The 809-nt window shown below is 63.8% G+C and carries 1 protein-coding gene; it reads right to left on the reverse strand.

Translation table 11 applies throughout. The features are described from left to right. Positions 1–809 (reverse strand): HAD-IC family P-type ATPase (locus A5696_RS29105; protein WP_156738286.1); only part of this gene is annotated, 809 nt, incomplete at both ends.

Below are 809 nucleotides of genomic sequence, written 5' to 3' on the forward strand. Positions count from 1 at the left end.
GCGAAAACGATAAACGTCTGGGTGAGAAGGTTTTCCAGGAACCACCCGGTGTGAAACGCCACCTCGCCGGCGTGCAGGATGCCGAGCATGAATCCGAAGGTCAAGAAGTCGAACAGCGAGTTGATGGGCCCGAACGTCAGCATGAACCTGCGGATGAAGGCGACGTTCCAGTGCGCCGGCGCATCGCGTTGCTCCTCATCGACGCGGTCGGTGGGGATCGCCAACTGCGAGGCATCGTAGAGCAGGTTGCCCAGCAGGATCTGGCTGGGCAGCATCGGCAGAAACGGCAAGAACGCCGACGCGGCGGCGGCGCTGAAGGTGTTGCCGAAATTGCTCGATGTGCCCATGAACACGTACTTGATGGTATTGGCGAAAATCCTTCTGCCCGTGGCCACCCCGGTGGCCAGCACCCCCAGGTCCTTTTCCAGCAAGACCACGTCGGCCGCGTCCTTGGCCACGTCGGTGGCGCTGTTGACGGAGATGCCCACATCGGCGGCGTGCAATGCCAGCGCGTCGTTGACCCCGTCGCCGAGAAACCCCACCGATCTTCCGGTGCGGCGTGCCGCGGTGATCAGCCGTGCCTTTTGGTCGGGGGAGATGCGGGCGAAGATACTGTGGTCCGCAGCGGCGCGGCCGAATTCGTCGTCATCGAGGCATTCCAGCTGCGCGCCGGTGATCGTGCCCTTGGAGACCAAACCCAGGTCATTGCAGACCTTTTCGGCGACCCGCGGATTGTCGCCGGTGGCGATCTTGAGCTCGATGCCCAGTTCGGCCAGCTGTGCCAGCGACTGGCGCGCCGCGGGTTTGGG

Source organism: Mycobacterium sp. E2699, from assembly GCF_001666745.1.
In the GTDB taxonomy this organism is placed as follows: domain Bacteria; phylum Actinomycetota; class Actinomycetes; order Mycobacteriales; family Mycobacteriaceae; genus Mycobacterium.